The 17,747-nt window shown below is 64.4% G+C and carries 16 protein-coding genes; 5 read left to right on the top strand and 11 right to left on the bottom strand.

Annotation, left to right across the window (positions count from 1 at the left end):
• Window positions 1–461: 461 nt before the first annotated feature.
• The 8 genes from gatB to NHAM_RS11605 all read right to left on the bottom strand — a co-directional run bounded on the left by gatB (window position 462) and on the right by NHAM_RS11605 (window position 8,441).
• Window positions 462–1,946, bottom strand: a complete 1,485-nt coding sequence (gene gatB / locus NHAM_RS11565; protein WP_011510740.1) for an Asp-tRNA(Asn)/Glu-tRNA(Gln) amidotransferase subunit GatB — start codon at window positions 1,944–1,946, stop codon at window positions 462–464.
• 355 nt (window positions 1,947–2,301) lie between these two features.
• Window positions 2,302–3,417 (bottom strand): IS110 family transposase, encoded by a 1,116-nt coding sequence (locus NHAM_RS11575; protein ID WP_011510741.1) that lies wholly within the window; start codon window positions 3,415–3,417, stop codon window positions 2,302–2,304.
• A 102-nt stretch (window positions 3,418–3,519) separates the two neighbouring features.
• Entirely contained in the window at window positions 3,520–4,935 is a 1,416-nt protein-coding gene (locus tag NHAM_RS11580) for a patatin-like phospholipase family protein (RefSeq protein WP_011510742.1), read from the bottom strand.
• On the bottom strand, window positions 4,932–5,231 hold the full coding sequence (locus NHAM_RS11585) for a hypothetical protein (protein ID WP_041358950.1): 300 nt from the start codon (window positions 5,229–5,231) through the stop codon (window positions 4,932–4,934). The genes NHAM_RS11580 and NHAM_RS11585 overlap by 4 nt, the downstream gene beginning before the upstream one ends.
• The gene (gene gatA / locus NHAM_RS11590) at window positions 5,222–6,697 is read right to left on the bottom strand and encodes an Asp-tRNA(Asn)/Glu-tRNA(Gln) amidotransferase subunit GatA (RefSeq protein ID WP_011510744.1); all 1,476 of its coding nucleotides are present in this window, start codon (window positions 6,695–6,697) and stop codon (window positions 5,222–5,224) included. The genes NHAM_RS11585 and gatA overlap by 10 nt, the downstream gene beginning before the upstream one ends.
• Window positions 6,694–6,900, bottom strand: coding sequence for a hypothetical protein (locus tag NHAM_RS11595; protein WP_011510745.1), 207 nt, complete (start codon window positions 6,898–6,900; stop codon window positions 6,694–6,696). The genes gatA and NHAM_RS11595 overlap by 4 nt, the downstream gene beginning before the upstream one ends.
• Window positions 6,901–6,914: 14 nt before the next feature.
• Window positions 6,915–7,202, bottom strand: a complete 288-nt coding sequence (gene gatC / locus NHAM_RS11600; protein WP_011510746.1) for an Asp-tRNA(Asn)/Glu-tRNA(Gln) amidotransferase subunit GatC — start codon at window positions 7,200–7,202, stop codon at window positions 6,915–6,917.
• A 168-nt stretch (window positions 7,203–7,370) separates the two neighbouring features.
• The gene (locus tag NHAM_RS11605; RefSeq protein ID WP_011510747.1) at window positions 7,371–8,441 is read right to left on the bottom strand and encodes an NAD(P)H-dependent flavin oxidoreductase; all 1,071 of its coding nucleotides are present in this window, start codon (window positions 8,439–8,441) and stop codon (window positions 7,371–7,373) included.
• 126 nt (window positions 8,442–8,567) lie between these two features.
• Between NHAM_RS11605 and ruvX the strand changes: the two genes are divergently transcribed.
• Window positions 8,568–9,059 (top strand): Holliday junction resolvase RuvX, encoded by a 492-nt coding sequence (gene ruvX / locus NHAM_RS11610; protein WP_041358951.1) that lies wholly within the window; start codon window positions 8,568–8,570, stop codon window positions 9,057–9,059.
• Between the two features lie 34 nt (window positions 9,060–9,093).
• On the opposite strand, the gene NHAM_RS11615 is transcribed toward ruvX, so the two are convergent.
• Both NHAM_RS11615 and NHAM_RS11620 read right to left on the bottom strand, forming a co-directional pair.
• Window positions 9,094–9,873 carry a CPBP family intramembrane glutamic endopeptidase gene (locus NHAM_RS11615; RefSeq protein WP_041358026.1) on the bottom strand — a complete coding sequence of 260 codons (780 nt, stop codon included), beginning with the start codon at window positions 9,871–9,873 and terminating at the stop codon, window positions 9,094–9,096.
• 40 nt (window positions 9,874–9,913) lie between these two features.
• On the bottom strand, window positions 9,914–11,557 hold the full coding sequence (locus NHAM_RS11620) for an isovaleryl-CoA dehydrogenase (RefSeq protein ID WP_011510750.1): 1,644 nt from the start codon (window positions 11,555–11,557) through the stop codon (window positions 9,914–9,916).
• A gap of 207 nt (window positions 11,558–11,764) precedes the next feature.
• Here NHAM_RS11620 and NHAM_RS11625 point away from each other — a divergent pair, with 207 nt between their 5' ends.
• The 4 genes from NHAM_RS11625 (at window position 11,765) to dprA (ending at window position 16,132) form a co-directional block, all read left to right on the top strand.
• Window positions 11,765–12,718: an aspartate carbamoyltransferase catalytic subunit gene (locus NHAM_RS11625; RefSeq protein WP_011510751.1), complete on the top strand. Its 954-nt coding sequence runs from the start codon at window positions 11,765–11,767 to the stop codon at window positions 12,716–12,718.
• Between the two features lie 72 nt (window positions 12,719–12,790).
• A complete protein-coding gene (locus NHAM_RS11630; RefSeq protein ID WP_011510752.1) occupies window positions 12,791–14,092 on the top strand; it encodes a dihydroorotase in 1,302 nt (433 codons plus the stop codon).
• Between the two features lie 166 nt (window positions 14,093–14,258).
• Window positions 14,259–14,855 (top strand): glycerol-3-phosphate 1-O-acyltransferase PlsY, encoded by a 597-nt coding sequence (plsY, locus tag NHAM_RS11635; RefSeq protein ID WP_011510753.1) that lies wholly within the window; start codon window positions 14,259–14,261, stop codon window positions 14,853–14,855.
• Between the two features lie 158 nt (window positions 14,856–15,013).
• A complete protein-coding gene (gene dprA, locus NHAM_RS11640) occupies window positions 15,014–16,132 on the top strand; it encodes a DNA-processing protein DprA (protein ID WP_011510754.1) in 1,119 nt (372 codons plus the stop codon).
• Window positions 16,133–16,243: 111 nt separating this feature from the next.
• Here the strand turns inward: dprA and NHAM_RS24010 are convergent, their stop codons facing one another.
• Window positions 16,244–17,614 (bottom strand): hypothetical protein, encoded by a 1,371-nt coding sequence (locus NHAM_RS24010; RefSeq protein WP_011510755.1) that lies wholly within the window; start codon window positions 17,612–17,614, stop codon window positions 16,244–16,246.
• Window positions 17,615–17,747 lie beyond the last annotated feature (133 nt).

Raw genomic sequence — 17,747 nt, forward strand, 5'->3', positions numbered from 1 at the left:
CAGAGGTATCCTGCATTTCGTAAATCGGTGACAGACGCGCGGCACGCATCGCACCGAGTCGCCGTGTCGGTGAAAACCGTTACGGCGCGGACTCCGAGTCGAAGCTTTTGGCAATAAAAATATTTTCACGATAACCTTGGAAGTTGCCGTTCGGCGCTCGCGAGGGTGCGCCTTTTGCGAATCGTAAAATCCGATTCGCAAAATTGATCCAGCGATCGCGACCCTGTTGCCGAGTGTCGCCGGCGCGCCCGGCGCACTCACACGCGACCGCAATTTCAACAAGCAGACAGACCGTGGCGTCGGCCGATGTCTAGTCCGCGCTTCCGCGCAGCATCCTTCGGACAACTCGGGCCACGCGCCATGCCAGCCATGCAAGCGCTTAGTCGCGCCGATGCCGACAGCATGAGCCGAATGCAAACGCACGCGGAGTTGAAGCGCTGGTTGGAGATCGCCGAAGACGGTTACAGACCGAGCTTGGTCTTGAGCAGATCGTTCACGGCTTGCGGGTTGGCCTTGCCGCCGGACGCCTTCATCACCTGACCAACGAACCAGCCGATCATCTGCGGCTTGGCGCGGACCTGCGCGGCCTTGTCCGGGTTGGCGGCGACGATGTCGTCGACCGCCTTCTCGATCGCGCCCATGTCGGTGACCTGCTTCATTCCGCGCGCTTCGACCAACGTTCGCGGGTCGCCGCCCTCGGTCCAGACGATCTCGAACAGATCCTTGGCGATCTTGCCGGAGATGGTTTCCTCGCCGATCAGGTCGACGATCGCGGCGAGCTGGGACGCCGATACCGGCGACGCAGCGATGCCCCGGCTCTCCTTGTTGAGCCGTCCGAACAGTTCGTTGATCACCCAGTTGGCGGCGAGCTTTCCGTCGCGGCGCCCGTTCGCAAGCCCTGCCAGCACCGCCTCGTAGAAGTTGGCGCTCTCATGCTCGCCGACCAGCACGGCCGCATCATATGGCGTCAGGCCGAAGTCACCGATAAAGCGAGTCTTCTTCTGGTCAGGCAATTCCGGCAGGTCGGCCTTCAGCGCCTCGACGAAACCTTGCGAGAATTCCAGCGGCAGCAGGTCGGGGTCTGGAAAATAGCGGTAGTCGTGCGCCTCTTCCTTGGAGCGCATCGCGCGGGTCTCGCCTTTGTCCGGATCGAACAAGCGGGTTTCCTGATCGATGCTGCCGCCGTCCTCGAGAATGCCGATCTGACGCCGCGCCTCATGTTCGATCGCCTGACCGATGAAGCGGATGGAATTGACGTTCTTGATCTCGCAGCGGGTACCGAGAGCCGCGCCGGGCCGGCGCACCGAAACGTTGACGTCGGCGCGCAGGCTGCCCTTCTCCATGTCGCCGTCGCAGGTGCCGAGATAACGCAGGATCGTCCGCAGTTTCGTCACGTAGGCCTTGGCCTGTTCCGACGATCGCAGATCGGGCTTGGAGACGATTTCCATCAGCGCCACGCCGGAGCGGTTCAGATCGATCGCGCTCATGTCGGCGTGCTGGTCGTGCAGCGATTTGCCAGCGTCCTGTTCGAGGTGCAGCCGCTCGATCCCGACCGCGATGCTCGCGCCGTCGGCCAGATCGACCACGATCTCGCCCTCGCCGACGATCGGCGACTTGTACTGGCTGATCTGATAGCCCTGCGGCAGGTCGGGATAGAAATAGTTCTTGCGGTCGAACACCGAGCGCAGGTTGATTTGCGCGTTCAGCCCCAGTCCGGTGCGCACCGCCTGTCGGACGCATTCCTCGTTGATGACCGGCAGCATGCCGGGCATCGCCGCATCGACCAGCGAGACGTGGCTGTTGGGCTCGCCGCCGAAGGCGGTCGAGGCGCCCGAAAACAGCTTTGCGTTGGACGTGACCTGGGCGTGGACTTCAAGCCCGATCACCATTTCCCAGTCGCCGGTGGCGCCCTTGATCAGGTTCGACGGTTTGACAGGTGCGTTCATGCGCGGCTTTTACCCTGCGGATTGCGACGGGAAAACCCCCGTCTTTGCGTGGCCATCCACGCTCGCTCTGATGTCCGCTGTCAATACACCAAGCGTGCAATATCGCCCCTTCGTCCCTTACGAGGAATGGCAGTTCAATCTGATGGTCGCGCATGGGTGGGGGCGGAACTGTAGGACGTCGGTGATCAAGCTCTGATGCGCGGGTTGGATACCGCATTCCCGATTATGCGTCCGGGGCTGTTCCTATCTTACTGCGGGCGTCGGTCATTGCCGGCCACAAAGCGTCTGACGGGCATTCCCCTGCCGTCGTTCCGCCCCCGCCCATACGCGAGATGATCTTGTTCTTCATGACGATCTATTGCAACCTCGGCTGCGCCTCCCTTGCAACGGCCCACATGAAGCCGACCAATTCGCGAGCGATCGCCGTGCAGACTACCGTCGTCCGCTTGCCCCGTCCGATCAACATCCGGTAACGTGCGGTCAATCGGCTCTGCGCTTTCCATGCGATCTCGCGCACCGCTTGCGGCGCTTGCTCAAGCCGGTAAAGTTTCACCTTGCCGACGCGGGGCGGATGCCGATAGGTCCATGCACTTTCGACAAGCATGTGCCGAACGCGGCCGTTTCCGGCCTTGGTAATGCCGCTCTGTCTGACTGTCTCTCCGGTTGATCGTTCTCCGGGAACGAGACCGAGATAGCCCATTAATTGACGAGGGCTCTCAAACCGACGTACATCGCCGACTTCGGTGGTGAATGTCACGGCGACGATCAGATCTACGCCGCGCAATGTCTGCAACGCCCGGACGACCGGCGCGAGAGACCACTCGGGCACAAACTCCTCGATCACCCTTTCCAGTCTTTCCACTCGTTCTTTCGAGATGCGGACCGCCTCAACCATTTCCTGGAGAGCGATCTGATGGGCGGGATGTTCAAACTTCTGTTCCTGCAGCCAGCGCAGGTAGCGCATCGTCCAGCCCTTCTTGCGGGGATAGATACGGCCATGCTTGAGCATGAAAGCGCTGATCTGCTGCCGATGCACGCGTAATGTCTCGACGGCGGCCGCACGAGCGCGCACAAGATCCCGCATGGCCTCATGACCCTCGTCCGGAACCCATACCGCCGTCAGCTCGCCGGCCCTCAACAGCCGGGCGAGCGATAGCGAGTCCCGCCGGTTTGTCTTCACCCGATCGCCCGGCTTCCTTGGGATTAACGACGGGGCGACCACTAAGCAGTCGTAACCGAGCGAACGGATCAACCGATATAGGCCATAACCGGTGGGACCAGCCTCATAACAAAAATATACGTGGTCAAATCTTGAGGCGATTCGCTGGATCGCCCGGCGCATACTCGCGTCCGATGACTCGACTTCACCGAAATAACGGATCTCTCCGTTTCGGCCGCCGTCTGCAACCGCGACCGCATTCTTCAGTTTGGCAACATCGATCCCGACAAAAGCTTCTCTATAATCCTGCACGGCTCGTCCTCCTGTGGTGAGGATCGGCTCGGCCTGCCCGAGCAACCCTCGGACGCGCAGTGTAGGGCGAGCCACCTCACCATCGAAGACGGACATACGGTCTTACATGCTGCCGGTGAACGCGCGGAACGCAGGGCTCGCCCGCAATGCATCGCGCCCGGCGGCGATCACGTCGTCCACCTGCTGCGGCGGCAGATGGAAGCGGGTCGGAACCGCCTCCAATCTGGCGGCGCGCGCGGGATCGAGCTGATCGAAACCGATCCTCCCCACCAGCAGTTTCAGATCGCGGCAATTCCAACCCGGACGCGCGCCGTAACGGGCGCGGTCCGCCGCCGACAGGCCGCAGCGCCAGCGGATCAGCGTAGCCTGCCAATCGTTCATAGTACGCTCGAACGCGGTGTAGCCTGCGCCGACGCTGGCATCGATCGCGGTATTTGCCGCCGCCTTGACCAGATCGACGCCACTTGGGCCTTCCACGGCATTGATCCAGTTGCCCGCAACGCCGGTCTTGGCATCGACCACCAGAAACAGTCCGCGCCGTAGTTTGACGGCACGCTGCGGCGACAGCGGCTCATAGGGCTTGCTCGCCGACAGCAGCGCGATGGTGAACCCGGACAAGCCGTAGTTGTCGACCAGGCCGCCGTCGAGCAGTTTGATGTAGGGGATTTCGCCGTCGTGATAGCGGCTGACCGCTTTCGCAAACGCGCTCAGCATCGGCGGCGCATTGCGATTGTCGCGCGCCTTCACGATCCAGGCCGGCAGCGGATCCTTGCACCGGCCCGGAAAGGTCTGGATCACCACTGGCGCAAACGCAACGGGCACCGCCGCCGACGCCGCTACCGCATTCGCCAGCGGATAGGAGGCGAGGTCGCTGCACATCGCGCCGAACGCGGTCACACCGAAAACAAAGGGCGTGCGATTGTAGATGTCGGAGGCGTTGATCCACACCCGCGGGCGCGCCGTCATCCGAAGATCGGCGAAGGTTGCGCCATGAAACAGGTTGGCGTCGAGCCAGCGCGGCAGGCCGGTGGAATCATTGATGCCGCCGGCGAACGCCTTGCCGAGCGTCGCGAGGTTGAGGTCGGTCTGAAGTCCCTCCTCGGCATTGCGCAGCAGGAATTTCTCGCGGAAGTCGGTCAGCGCCGCGCGCCTGCGCAACCCGTAATACGCGGCCGTCACCGATCCTCCGGACACTCCGGAAATGAAATCGATCCGATCGAGCATCGACGCGCCGCCGCCGCGCACCGACGTCTGCGCCATTTCTTCCAACACGCCGAAGGAAAAGGCCGCGGCCCGCGTGCCGCCGCCCGAGAACGACAACCCGACCAGATCGTCGTCGGTAGCAGCCCGCTCCTCGGAGGACTCGTGAAGCTGGCCCGCGAGATCGGCACTGCTGCCCGGCTGGTTGACCGGCGCGTTCTGGATCGACGCGCAGCCAAGCAGCAGCGCGCACAATCCGATGATGGGAAATGCCGAACGTGCGTGGCGTCGCAGCGTCCGAATCGAGGTGTCCCTCACTCGCCGCCCAACAGTTCAGCGACGATCTGCTCCCACTCCGCTTCCGACGACCCTTTCGCATACGGCTTGTCGGCGCGGCGATACCAATAGGCGGCGTTACCCATCTCGCCTTCGCGCCGATGCAGATAGGCGTGCACCCAGGAGGCGTCCGCGCCCACCTGAGGCTGCACGGTCACGTGCGCCTTGTTCCAGTCGCCCTTGGCGGCCCACCATAACGCCACGAGCGGCGTTGAAACCCCCTGCGGCGGCTCCGCCTCCGTCAGACTGGTTTTGAATGCGGCCGGGGTCACCACCAGCGCTCCGGCGTAAAGCGTCCCGCGGCCTGCTCGATCACCTCCCCGAGCGAAAGCAGCGTCTCCTCGTCGAACGGGCGGCCGACCAGTTGCAATCCAAGCGGCAACCCTTGCGCATCCCTGCCCGCGGGCACGGCGATGCCCGGCAGGCCCGCCATGTTCGCGGTCACCGTGAAGATGTCGTTGAGATACATCTCGATCGGATCGGCGCCGGCTTTCTCGCCGATGCCGAAGGCGGCGGACGGCGTCGCGGGGGTCAGGATCGCGTCGATACCCGCCGCATAGCAATCCTCGAAATCCTTCTTGATCAAGGTGCGAACCTTTTGCGCACGAAGATAATAGGCGTCGTAGTAGCCTGCGGACAAAACATAGGTGCCGATCATGATACGACGGCGGACTTCCGCGCCAAAGCCCTTCGCACGCGTATTCTCATACATTTCGACAATGTTACGGCCTTCGACGCGGGCGCCGTAACGGACGCCGTCGTAACGCGCGAGGTTGGACGACGCCTCGGCCGGCGCGACGATGTAGTAAGCAGGCAGCGCGTATTTCGTGTGCGGCAGCGACACCTCGACCAGTTCGGCGCCGGCGGACTTCAGCCAGCCGGCGCCCTGGGTCCACAGCTTCTCGATTTCAGCAGGCATCCCGTCGAGCCGATATTCCTTCGGGATTCCGATCTTCATTCCCTTCACGGATTTGCCGACCGCGGCTTCATAATCGGGCACCGGGCGATCGACCGAAGTCGTATCCTTCGGGTCGTGGCCGGCCATCGAGTGCATCAGGATCGCGGCGTCGCGCACGGTGCGCGCGATCGGCCCGGCCTGATCGAGCGACGACGCAAACGCGACGATGCCCCAGCGCGAGCAGCGTCCGTAGGTCGGCTTGATGCCGACCGTGCCGGTGAAGGCTGCGGGCTGGCGGATCGAGCCGCCGGTGTCGGTCGCGGTTGCGCCGAGACACAGTCCGGCCGCCACCGCCGAGGCCGACCCGCCCGACGAACCACCGGGGACCAGCTTCGCGTCGGAGCCCTGCCGCCGCCACGGATTGACCACCGGACCGAAACGTGAGGTCTCGTTCGAAGAGCCCATCGCGAATTCGTCGTTGTTGAGCTTGCCGAGCATCACGGCGCCGTCGCGCCAGAGCTGCGACGTCACGGTGGATTCATACGGCGGCTTGAAATCGTCGAGAATTTGCGAACACGCCGTGGTCCGCGTGCCTTCCGTCGCAAACAGATCCTTGACGCCGAGCGGAAGACCGTTGAGCGGCCCGCCCTCGCCTTTGGCAATCCGCACGTCGGCCTCGCGCGCCATCGCCCTCGCCTGCGCCGGCGTCTCCAGCACATAGGCGTTCAACACACGCGCCCGCTCGATCGCCTCGAGATGAGCGTCGGTCAGTTCAAGCGCCGTGAACGATTTGTTCGCAAGACCGTCACGGGCCTCGGCCAGCGTAAGCGAGGTCAGGTCCGTCATTTAACAACCGCGCTGCAAAAAAATGGCGATAGCGTCCTGTCGTTCCCGGGATCATCGGCACGGGCGCTGTCGGCCGCCTGAAGCCTGTCGAGAACGGCATTCATCGCCTTGTCGGGATCGGCAGTCTCACCCCGGCGCTCCATGGCGTCGAGGTAATCCATATAGGCCTGATAGGCCTTTTCATTACCGCAGAGCAGACACATGGGCTCAAAACCTGTTATTCGACGACCTTCGGCACCAGAAAGAAATGGTCATCCGTCACCGGCGCGTTGCCGACGATCTTATCGGCGATGCCGCCGTCATTGACCACGTCGGCCCGCTTTTTCATCTCCATCGGCATCACCGATGTCATCGGTTCGACACCATCGACGTTCACTTCCTGCAACTGCTCGACGAATGCAAGGATCGCATTCAGTTCGCCCTGCAGATGGGGAACCTCGGCGTCATCGACCGCAATGCGCGCGAGATGCGCGATGCGGCGGACAGTAGCGGCATCGACAGTCATTATATTGCAGCCTCGCAGGGGCGTGTAATCTTATGTAACTTACAACACATTACGCCTATAGCAGACCCGCCTTTCGCGCCGCAACAGCTCGTCATTGCGAGGAGCGAAGCGACGAAGCAATCCAGTCTTTTCGGCCCCTGGATTGCTTCGCTACGCTCGCAATGACGACTACAGCGCGCTCAGCCGTTTCAACGCGTCTCCCGCCAGCGCGCGGGTCAGGTCCGCCGCCGGCATCTCGCGGCCGAGCCGGACCGCCTGCCCAGCCCAGAGGTTGGTGAAATCGACCTTGCCCTGTTTCTCGGCAGCCGCCTTGAGCGGCGCGAAGGCGCTGGCCGCGTGCGGAAATGCCGGTGCATCCGGCGAGACCGGCCCCACTTCGCGCATCGCCCGGTTGGCAATTCCGCGCGCCGCGCGCCCGGTCATGACATTGGTGATAACGGTCGACTCGTCGCCCGCGCCGGCGAGCGCGGCACGACCCAGCACCGATGCTTTCGATTCGGGACACCGCAGATAGGCAGTGCCGATCTGCACGCCGGCCGCGCCGAGTGCGAACGCAGCCGCGATGCCGCGGCCATCGCCGACACCCCCCGCCGCGATGATCGGCACGCGTACCGCGTCCGCCATTTGCGGCACGAGTGCGAACAGACCCGGCTGCGCGGCGATATTGTCGGTCAGGAACATGCTGCGGTGACCACCCGCCTCCGCACCCTGCGCGATGATGGCATCGACGCCGTTTTCCTCGAGCCAAACCGCCTCGCGCACGATGGTGGCGCAGCCGACCACGACCGCACCGGTCGTCTTGACCCGATCGAGCAACGCCTTGTCGGGCAGCCCAAAGTGGAAGCTGACCACCTCGGGCTTAAGGTCCTCGACAACTTCGCACATCGCGGCATCAAACGGGGCGCGGTTAGCGGCATTGAGCGGCGCGTTCGGATCGAGGCCCAACTCTTTATAATAAGCGGCAAGCCGGGTCCGCCACCCGGCCTCACGCTGCGGATCGGCCGCGACCGGGCGATGGGAGAAGAAGTTCATGTTGATCGGCGCCTTGACCCGCTGCCGGATGATGCCGACCTGCTCTCTAGCCTTGTCCGGCGACAGCATCGCGCACGGCAGCGACCCCAAGGCGCCGCCTTCGGCTGCACCGATGACCAGCTCTGCATCCATGATCCCGGCCATCGGCGCCTGAACGATGGGAAATTCGATGCCAAAGAGATCAATGAGTCTGCGATCGGGCCACATGGTTTTCTCATTCGCGATGGGTTATTGGCTCGCGCCTCACCAGAATGCACGGGGGCTATCGGTCCATAGCCCAGTATTCCGTAGCACCATTTTGCCACCCCCGTCCCGCGCATGATATGCGAAGCCATGCCCGCATCAGTCCTCCCGTTGATCGAAGCCGCCGCGCACTGGCCTGAACGCGGCGCCCTCGTCGGACTCGATCTCGGCACCAAGACCATCGGTGTCGCGGTGTCCGATCCGGATCGCCGCCTCGCCACCGGCGTCGAGACGCTTCAGCGCAAGACGTTTACGGCAGATGCCGCGCGGCTGCTCGCCATCGCGGGCGAACGCAATGCGGCAGGTTTCGTTCTTGGACTGCCGATCAACATGGACGGCAGCGAAGGACCGCGCGCGCAATCGACCCGTGCCTTTGCTCGCAATCTGGCAAGACTCACCGATCTCGCCATCGGGCTGTGGGACGAGCGGCTATCGACGGTCGCCGTCGAGCGCGAGCTGATCGGCATGGACATGAGCCGCGCAAAGCGCGCCAAGGTCATCGACGAGCACGCCGCGATCTTCATCCTGCAGGGCGCACTCGACCGGCTTGCGGTGCTGCGGCGGACCTCAAAGGCGAACTGAACACGCTGCGGGTGTTCATCGCGCCGGTGCGGGCTCATGACTGGCCGGCAAGCCACAGTGTTTGCAGCGTCGCCGCGAGATTGTTGAGGCCGTGCAGGATCACGGTCAGCCAGATAGAGCCGCTGCGGTAGCGCAGGTAGCCGAACAGCAGTCCGATCGAGAATATCTCGCCGAAGAAGAACCAGTCGTATTGCAGGTGCATCGCGGTCCACACCAGCGACGACAGCACGATCGCGCCGGCGGGCCGCAGGAACGACTCCGACCACCCGCGATACAGGAAGCCGCGCGTCAGGAATTCCTCGGTGATCGGCGCCACCACGCAGAACGAGATGACCAGCAGCCACAGCGCGCCCTCGGCCCGCGCCGACTTTAGCACGTCCACCATGAACCCCGCCGAGCTTTCGTGCCCTAACGTAAAGGATACGCCTTCCCATCCCATGACGAGCACGACCAGAGCGACGATGCCGAGCAGCAGATGCCGCCACGAGGTCCGGCGCAGCGCGAGATAATCGGCGAACGGCACCCGCGACAGCCAGATCGCGATCCAGAGCGCGAGCAAGGCCGCCGGCAGTCCCATGACCACCGACAGCGAGATCGTCAGGCCGCCTCCGGCCAATTCCCTGACAGAATCGAAACTGAACGGCGCGCGATCGGTGATCAGTAAATAGACGAGAACCGAAAGTTGCCCTGCAAACATCGCGGCAAATACCGCGATGCCCCACAGGCTGGTGCCGATGAATTTCCAGACCTGCGGCGGGCGCGGTGAAGGAGGCAGCGGCAGCGGCCCCAAAGGATGACTTTCAGGTGTGCTCATGGCGGCACTCTGGCCGGCATTCCTTACCAAACCGTGGGATTCACGGCAGCGCCCGCTCAAGCAGCCGCCGGCTGTCATCGAGAGACAGTTCGGCTGTGCCGTACATGCGCCCGTGCGTGCCGCCGAGCCGCGTCGCCGCAAACAGCGCCGCCTGATCCGGCGCGGTCCGGTTGAGCGCCGCGGCGGCGGCCAGTTGCGCCAGCGTCTCCACCGCCTGCCGCGCCACGTGCTCGCCGTCGGGCCGGCGGAAGGTCCTGGCGAGAAACGCCACCGATTCCGCCGCACCGGGCAAGCCTCTGGTGTCCGCCACCAAATCCTCGAGCACGGCCACGGCCGCCTCCGCCTCGTGCGCCAGCGCGCGCAATACATCGAGGCACATCACGTTGCCCGAGCCTTCCCAGATCGCGTTGACCGGCGCCTCGCGATAATGCCGCGCCAGAATGCTCTCCTCGACATAGCCGTTGCCGCCGAGGCACTCCATCGCTTCATACAAGAAGCCCGGCGCGCTCTTGCAGGTCCAGTATTTCACCGCCGGCGTCAAAAGCCGCATCCACGCTGCCGCCTTCGCATCCGTCGATGCTTCGTCGAAAGCGCGACACAGCCGCATCACCAGCGCGACGGAGGCCTCGACATGCAGCGCCATGTCGGCAAGCACCGCCTGCATCAGCGGCTGGTCGGCGAGATGTTTCTGGAACACGCTGCGGTAACGCGTGTGATGCAGCGCGTGCGCCAGCCCCGAGCGCATCAGGCCGACCGAGGCGATAGCGCAGTCCTGACGTGTCAACTGCACCATCTGGATGATAGTGCGGATGCCCTTGCCTTCCTCGCCGACGCGTTCGGCATAAGCGCCGGTGAACTCCACCTCGGACGACGCGTTGGAACGATTGCCGAGCTTGTCCTTCAGGCGCTGGAAATGGATTTCATTCACCGACCCGTCCGGCTGGAAACGCGGCATGAAGAAGCACGTCAGGCCACCGTCGGCCTGCGCCAGCACGAGAAACGCATCGCACATCGGCGCCGACATGAACCATTTGTGGCCTGTGATGCGATACGCGCCGCCGTCGCGCTCGGCGCGGGTCTGGTTGGCGCGCACATCGGTGCCGCCCTGCTTCTCGGTCATGCCCATGCCGAGCGTCATGCCGCGCTTGGTCGACCACGGCGCGAACGACGGATCGTAGCTGCGGGTCGCGATGAGCGGCATCGCCTTCGCAAGCACCTGCGGCCCGGTGGCAAGTGCCGCCACCGACGCGCGTGTCATGGTGATGGGACAGAGGTGTCCGGTCTCGACCTGCGCGGCCATGTAGAATCTTGCCGCGCGAACGACCTCCGCCGCACCGCCCGCGGGTTTGCCGTCGGCGGTCCATGTGGAATTGTGGAGGCCAGCATGGGCGCTATGCGCCATCAGTTCATGATAGGCCGGATGGAATTCGACCTCGTCGCGCCGGTTGCCGCACGCATCGAACAACCGCAGCTTTGGCGGATTTTCGTTGGCGAGACGGCCGCGCGACGCCATCGCCGCCGATCCCCAGTGCCTGCCGAATTCAGACAGTTCGCCCGACGCAGCCTTGCCGCCGTTCGCAGCCACCGCCTCCGCCAGCGGAGCGTCCAGCGCGAACAGATCGACGTCCTCTAACGGCGGCGACTGGTTGAACACCTCGTGCGTCTTAAACGCGGGTTGCGTCATGAACCACCTCTTGACAGCGTCCGACTGTACGCCGGAACCGCAGCGAGATCACGCCGGCCGAGCGCATCGCCGCCGCCTTGCCGGCGTATCGGATGGCAGCCGGTCTCACTTTCCGTTTACCCTGACCCGGCTTCAGCGGGGGAAAACTCATCCGCTGTCGAATCCGCCTTGCTCCACGGGGGTACTCTGCCTATAGCTCTGGCTTTAATGACATCGTCCACGAAATCGAGCTTTGTCCTCGGACACCGGCACCTGCTGGGGATCGAGGGCCTTTCCGTCGCCGACATCACCGGCCTCCTCGACCTTTCCGAAGAATACGTCGAACTGAACCGCCAGGTGGACAAGAAGCGCACCTCGTTGCGCGGGCGCACGCAGATCAACCTGTTCTTCGAGGCTTCGACCCGAACCCAGTCGTCATTCGAGATCGCCGGCAAGCGGCTCGGGGCCGACGTGATGAACATGTCGGTGTCGTCGATGTCGACCCGCAAGGGCGAAACGCTGGTCGATACCGCGATGACGCTCAACGCCATGCATCCGGACATTCTTGTGATGCGCCATTCCGCCTCCGGCGCGGTGGAACTTCTGGCGCGCAAGGTCGACGGCTCCGTCATCAATGCTGGCGACGGCGCGCACGAACATCCGACCCAGGCGCTGCTCGACGCTCTGACCATCCGCCGCAACAAGGGACGGCTCGATGGACTTCTGGTCGCGATCTGCGGCGACGTGCTGCATTCGCGCGTCGCGCGCTCCAACATCATCCTGCTCAACGCCATGGGCGCGCGCGTGCGTGTCGTCGCGCCTTCCACGCTACTGCCGCCGGGCATCGAGCGCATGGGCGTCGAGGTCGCCCGCGACATGCGCGAGGGACTGGACGGCGCCGATATCGTGATGATGCTCCGGCTGCAACGCGAACGGATGAGCGGCTCGTTCGTGCCGTCGGTTTCCGAGTATTTCCACTATTTCGGCCTCGACCAGAAAAAGCTCGCTTATGCCAAACCCGACGCGCTGGTCATGCATCCGGGACCGATGAATCGCGGCGTCGAGATCGACTCCATCGTCGCGGACGGCGCCCAGTCGCTGATCCGCGAGCAGGTGGAAATGGGAGTGGCGGTGCGGATGGCGGTGCTGGAAGCGCTGGCAAGGAATCTGCCGAATGCGTAAGGCCGCAACTTTTCCGTCATGCCGGGGACGGCCTATAGCGCGAACCCGGAATGACAGCGCGGGATTACAGCGATGCTGAGCGGCAACCGCCCGATCCTGCTCGCCAACGCCCGCATCGTCGATCCCGCGCGCGATCTCGACGGCCCCGGCGACGTCCTGATCGCCGACGGAGTTGTCCGCGATGCGCGGCGCGACATCGCCGCCGCCGGCGTGCCCGAAGGCACCGACATCATCAACTGCGCCGGCAAGATCGTCGCGCCCGGCCTGATCGACATCCGCGCTTTCGTCGGCGAGCCGGGTGCCGGCCATCGCGAAACCTTTGCGTCCGCGAGCCGCGCCGCCGCCGCCGGCGGCATCACCACCATTGTCTGCCAGCCCGATACCTCGCCGGTGATCGACAATTCCGCGACCGTCGATTTCGTGCTGCGCCGCGCGCGGGATACCGCAATCGTCAACATTCATCCGATGGCGGCGCTGACCAAGGGTCTTGCCGGCAAGGAAATGACCGAGATCGGCCTGCTGAAGGCGGCGGGCGCGGTCGCCTTCACCGATGGCGCACGCAGCGTAATGAACGCCCGCGTGATGCGCCGCGCCCTGACCTATGCCCGCGACTTCGACGCCTTGATCGTCCATCACACCGAAGATGCCCATCTGGTCGGCGAAGGCGTCATGAATGAAGGCGAGTTGTCCGCCCGCCTCGGACTGATGGGTATTCCGGCGGCCGCGGAGGCAATGGTGCTGGAGCGCGACATGCGGCTCGTGGCACTGACCGGCGGCCGCTACCACGCGGCGTCGCTGACCTGTGCGGAATCGCTCGATATCCTCAAGCGCGCGCGCGACGCCGGACTCCGGGTCACCGCGTCCGCATCGATCAACCATCTGACACTGAATGAAAACGATATCGGTCCGTACCGCACGTTCCTGAAGCTGTCGCCGCCGCTGCGCAGCGAGGACGATCGCCGCGCGCTGGTCGTGGCGCTGGCGTCGGGCCTGATCGATGTCGTGATGTCCGATCACAATCCGCAGGACGTGGAAACCAAGCGCCTGCCGTTCGCGGAAGCCGCGGCCGGCGCGATCGGGCTCGAAACCATGCTGACGGCGGCGCTGCGGCTCGTGCACAACGCGGAACTGGATTTCAAGACGCTGATCCGGGCGATGTCGACCCGGCCCGCGGAGTTGCTGGGTCTGCCGGGCGGATCGTTACGTCCGGGCGCGCCCGCCGATGTGATCGTGATCGATCCGGACACGCCGTGGATCCTCGATCCCGCCGATCTCAAATCGCAATGCAAGAATACGCCGTTCGACGAATCCCGCTTCTCGGGCCGCGTCGTCCGTACCATTGTCGGCGGACGCACGGTCTTCGAACACGTCTGACGCCGCAATGGCCGCACCCGGCGAAGATATCCGAAAACGAAGGATCACCCCGCTCGGGCAGGCAGATAGATGCGAACCTTCATTCTTTACCTGACAATATCTGCCGTGGCGCGACGGTGCCGATTTATGGTTTAAACCTGCGGAGTGACGCCCGGAGCCCCTCACGATGTTGTCTTCCGCCATTGCCGTGATTGCCTTCGCCATCGGCTATCTGTTCGGCTCCATCCCTTTTGGCATGATTTTGACGCGGATAGCCGGAACGCAGGACCTGCGCTCGATCGGTTCGGGCAATATCGGCGCAACCAACGTGCTGCGGACCGGACGCAAGGGCCTCGCCGCGGCAACACTCGTTGGCGACATGCTGAAGGGCACCGCCGCCGTGCTGGTCGCAGGACTGTTATGGGGATCTGCGGCCGCGATAGCCGCGGCACTCGGCGCGTTTCTCGGCCACCTCTTTCCGGTGTGGCTGAAATTCCGCGGCGGCAAGGGTGTCGCGACTTATATCGGCGTGCTGCTCGGTCTGTTCTGGCCGGCAGCGCTGGCCTTTTGCGCGATCTGGCTGCTCGTCGCGTTTACGACACGCTACTCGTCGCTGTCGGCGCTGATCGCGAGTTTCGCCACGCCGCTGCTGTTGTGGTGGCTCGGACACCCGCAGCTTGCGCTGCTGCTCGCAGTGCTGACGCTGCTGTTGTGGTTCAAGCACCGCGAGAACATCCGGCGGCTTGCCTCGGGCAGCGAAGGCCGGATCGGCGCGAAGGCGTAAGCCGCTCCATCTGGAACAGACCGTGATGGACGTCACATTTCCAGACCGACGGCCTTCGCGCCGCTGCGCGCGTTTTGCGTGAACATGCTGACCGGCCGCATCAGAGGTTGTCCCCTGCGCCGACTTGGGCAAAGCTTCCCCTTGCATGGGGGGTAGGCGTGGATATCCGGAATCCAGATAGACGGCTGACCGACAGCCAGCGGATCGACTGGTTGCGGCTGATCCGGTCCGAAAACGTCGGGCCGCGGACCTTTCGTTCGCTTGTGAATCATTTCGGCAGCGCCGGCGAAGCGCTGGCCCGCCTGCCCGACCTGGCACGACGCGGCGGCGCTTCGCGCCCGGGCCGGCTTTGCGACGAAGCGGCGGCCAGGGACGAGTTGGCTGCCGCCCGGCGGATCGGCGTCAGTTTGCTGGCGTCGGGCGAAACCGGCTATCCGCCACACCTCGCAACCATCGACGACGCACCGCCGATGCTCGGCGTGCGCGGCAACCTCGATGTCATGGAGCGTCCGACGATTGCGATCGTCGGCTCCCGCAATGCGTCCGCTGCCGGTCACAAGTTCGCGCAGGCGCTGGCGCACGATCTCGGCGACGCCGGTTTCGTCATCGTGTCGGGACTGGCGCGCGGCATCGATCAGGCGGCGCATCGTGCAAGCATGGCGAGCGGCACTGTCGCAGTGCTTGCCGGCGGCCACGACCGCATCTATCCGCCCGAGCATGAGGATCTGCTTGCGGCAATATTGGAAGACGGCGGCGCGATCTCCGAAATGCCGATGGGGCATGTGCCGCGCGCCCGCGATTTCCCACGGCGCAACCGCCTGATTTCGGGCGTCGCACTCGGCGTCGTCGTGGTCGAGGCCGCGTATCGCTCGGGCTCGCTGATCACGGCACGTATCGCCGCCGAGCAAGGCCGCGAGGTCTTCGCAGTGCCGGGTTCGCCGCTCGACCCTCGCGCCGCCGGCACCAACGATCTCATCAAGCAGGGCGCGGCACTGATCACCGGGGCGTCCGATGTCATCAATGCCGTGCGTCCGATCATGCGACGACCGATCGAGCTGCCCGCCGAAGAACCGGGTCACGCCGGACCGGAGACCGAAGAGCCGGACGCGAGCGACCGTTCACGCATCGTCGGTTTGCTTGGCCCGGTGCCGATCGGGCTCGACGATCTGATCCGGATGGCGGACGCCTCGCCGGCAATCGTGCGCACGGTTCTGCTCGAGCTGGAACTGGCCGGGCGGCTGGAGCGCCATGGCGGCGGGCTGGTGTCGATGATCTGACGGCGGCTATAGAACGCTTACCGTTCTGATGGAATCAGAACGGGCGCTCTAAGCTATTGAGTGGTCGCATTTCCTTACGGTGAACCGGTATCCACTTCACCGGGAAATGCTCTATTGCGAAACCGGCGCAATCGGCGATCCGTCAGGAGCGGGCGGCGGGGCGGATGAGGCAGCAGCCCCCTCCTCCGGCGGCGAGACAGGTTTGGCCGACGGCGAGGCTGTCTCCGCCGGAGACGCTGCCGGTTTTGCCGGCTCTGCGGAGGTCGACGGCGACGGCGCCGCCACAGAGTCAGTGGGAGCCGGCGCCGGCGCGGGGCTCGCGGCTTCGGACGGCGGCTTCGCGTCACCCTCGCCGACCTTCGGAGCCGGCGTCACCGCGGGAACAGGGTCGGCGCGCAGCGGCACCGCCTTCGGCTCGCCGGAGGTCGCAGCCTCGGACGGACCGCTGTCCGGCTTGCTGCTTTCGGACGTGTCTGTTTCAGATTTGCCCGTCTCGGACTTATCCGCTTCAGATTTGGTTTCAGATTTGTCAGCGTCAGGTTTGCTCGTTTCGGCTTTGCCGGCCTCGGCCTTGTCGGTCGCAGCCTTGTCAGTTGCAGCCTTGCCACTCTCGGATTTGGTCGGATCAGGATTCGGCGCGTCCGGCTTGGCCGCGTCGGCCTTGATGCCTTGCTCCTTGTCAGCTTGCTGCTTGCCAGCTTGCTCGTGGCCAGCCTGTTTCTCGGCTGCTTGTTCGTTGGAGGTTTCCGCCTTGGGAGCTTCCGCTTTGGAGGATTCCGCCTTGGGCGTCTCGCCCTTGGCCGCCTCTCCCTTAGCCGTCTCGCCCTTGGCTGTTTCTCCCTTGGCGGACGCCGCGCCGGATGGTTCGCTCTTCGCCGTTTCCGGCTGCGTTATGGCGTTATCCTTGGACGATTCCTGCTTGGCTGCGTCGGCTTTCGGCGATTCTTCCGGGCCGTGCTTGCCCTGCTTGCTTAGCTTTTTCTTGTCTGCGGGCTTCCGCCGATCGTGCTCGCTGGCGGCCTCCTCCGAAGCCGACCGCGCGGCTTCCGGATTCTCGATGCCCGGTCGCGCGCGCCTGCGATGCCGGTCCTTGCGGCCCTGCGGCTCATTCTGCGCGGACGCATCTGGCTGTGCCGCCTCCCGGGACGGCGGCTTCCTGTCTTCAGCCTGCCTCGGCGCCTGCCGTCTGGGCGTCTCCGCACGGTAGCGCTCATCGGTCGCACCGTTGGAAATCAGATAGGCGCTGAGCATCTTCGCCATGTCGGGGCCGGTGGTATAATGCTGGCGCAGAAAACCCGGCAGCGATCCCGGCGCCACCGTCCTGAGCAAACCGCGGACGCCTTTGTGGCAGGCGGTGCAACTCCCCGAAAAGATCTGCGCAGCCGACTTTCCTGCATCGAGATTTTGCGCCCGCGCGCTATCTGCCGCGAAACCGACGATCGCAAGCATCACCGTCGCTAGACTGAGCGCTCGGCTCAACATTCCATCCTCCAGGTACGGAAATTGGTGCGGAAATTGCCGCGACCGCGGTGGCCACCTTTTAGCCCATTATGGTGCGAATGGAAGCGCACAGATGACGCAAGCGCGTGATCGGAACAATTTGGGATATCCGCGA

The organism is Nitrobacter hamburgensis X14 (assembly GCF_000013885.1).
GTDB classification, from domain to species: domain Bacteria; phylum Pseudomonadota; class Alphaproteobacteria; order Rhizobiales; family Xanthobacteraceae; genus Nitrobacter; species Nitrobacter hamburgensis.

What these genes read in the sequence shown, in the direction of transcription:
- gatB (WP_011510740.1), bottom strand. Translation starts at nt 1,946, where the DNA reads ATGAACGCACCTGTCAAACCGTCGAACCTGATCAAGGGCGCCACCGGC.
- gatA (WP_011510744.1), bottom strand. Translation starts at nt 6,697, where the DNA reads ATGACGGACCTGACCTCGCTTACGCTGGCCGAGGCCCGTGACGGTCTT.
- NHAM_RS11595 (WP_011510745.1), bottom strand. Translation starts at nt 6,900, where the DNA reads ATGTGTCTGCTCTGCGGTAATGAAAAGGCCTATCAGGCCTATATGGAT.
- gatC (WP_011510746.1), bottom strand. Translation starts at nt 7,202, where the DNA reads ATGACTGTCGATGCCGCTACTGTCCGCCGCATCGCGCATCTCGCGCGC.
- NHAM_RS11605 (WP_011510747.1), bottom strand. Translation starts at nt 8,441, where the DNA reads ATGTGGCCCGATCGCAGACTCATTGATCTCTTTGGCATCGAATTTCCC.
- ruvX (WP_041358951.1), top strand. Translation starts at nt 8,568, where the DNA reads ATGCCCGCATCAGTCCTCCCGTTGATCGAAGCCGCCGCGCACTGGCCT.
- NHAM_RS11615 (WP_041358026.1), bottom strand. Translation starts at nt 9,873, where the DNA reads ATGAGCACACCTGAAAGTCATCCTTTGGGGCCGCTGCCGCTGCCTCCT.
- NHAM_RS11620 (WP_011510750.1), bottom strand. Translation starts at nt 11,557, where the DNA reads ATGACGCAACCCGCGTTTAAGACGCACGAGGTGTTCAACCAGTCGCCG.
- NHAM_RS11625 (WP_011510751.1), top strand. Translation starts at nt 11,765, where the DNA reads ATGACATCGTCCACGAAATCGAGCTTTGTCCTCGGACACCGGCACCTG.
- NHAM_RS11630 (WP_011510752.1), top strand. Translation starts at nt 12,791, where the DNA reads ATGCTGAGCGGCAACCGCCCGATCCTGCTCGCCAACGCCCGCATCGTC.
- plsY (WP_011510753.1), top strand. Translation starts at nt 14,259, where the DNA reads ATGTTGTCTTCCGCCATTGCCGTGATTGCCTTCGCCATCGGCTATCTG.
- NHAM_RS24010 (WP_011510755.1), bottom strand. Translation starts at nt 17,614, where the DNA reads ATGTTGAGCCGAGCGCTCAGTCTAGCGACGGTGATGCTTGCGATCGTC.